The organism is Cohnella laeviribosi DSM 21336 (assembly GCF_000378425.1).
Taxonomy (GTDB): domain Bacteria; phylum Bacillota; class Bacilli; order Paenibacillales; family Paenibacillaceae; genus Cohnella; species Cohnella laeviribosi.
Genome location: NZ_KB899815.1, coordinates 1 through 670, shown reverse-complemented (window position 1 = coordinate 670; position 670 = coordinate 1). Strand labels below are relative to the sequence as shown.

Here is a 670-nt window from a genome sequence, read left to right as displayed (position 1 = left end):
CGGACTACATGGCGGGTGAGCAGTGGGGTTGACGGCCAAGAAGGGTACTGGGCGGACTACATGGCGGGTTATCGTCGGGGCTGGCAGCAAAGAAGGGTACTGGACGGACTACATGGCGGGTGAGCAGTGGGACTGGCGGCAAAGAAGGGTCCGATGCGCGTCCGGGCTTGCCGGCTGTCCGCTGGTTTGCATCTGGGCAACGGCGGATTGCGGCTCTGGAGGATACGGCTCTTGCCGATCCCTTGACGCTCCCAGGTGAGCGGGTATCGGCGGGCCGTTTAGCGAGTGGGGTCCGGCCTTCCGCAAACCCGTCCGCGAACCCGTTTGTCCGGGAACATAGGACCACCGTTCCGTTATACGGCCCCAAAACCGCTGAAATTGGATCACTGTCAAGAAAGTGGACACAACTTTTATCCTGCCTGGAGTTGCTCATAGTACCTTTTTTCGTACAAATACGGAGTCAGATAACCGATCGACGAATGGATACGGATGCGGTTATACTCCAATTCAATGTACTCGTAAATCGCATCATACGCCTGTTTACGAGTGTTAAATTTCGTTTGGTAAATGAGCTCTTTCTTGAGAACGCTGTGGAAAGATTCGATGCAGGCATTGTCGTAACAGTTGCCCTTGCGACTCATGCTGCCAATCATTTGGTTCGACTCCAGTC

At 54.8% G+C, this 670-nt stretch carries 1 protein-coding gene; it reads right to left on the bottom strand.

The genetic code is table 11. The features are described from left to right. Window positions 1-410: 410 nt before the first annotated feature. On the bottom strand, window positions 411-670 hold a 260-nt coding region (locus F560_RS22720; protein ID WP_019004999.1), incomplete at its 5' end, for an integrase core domain-containing protein.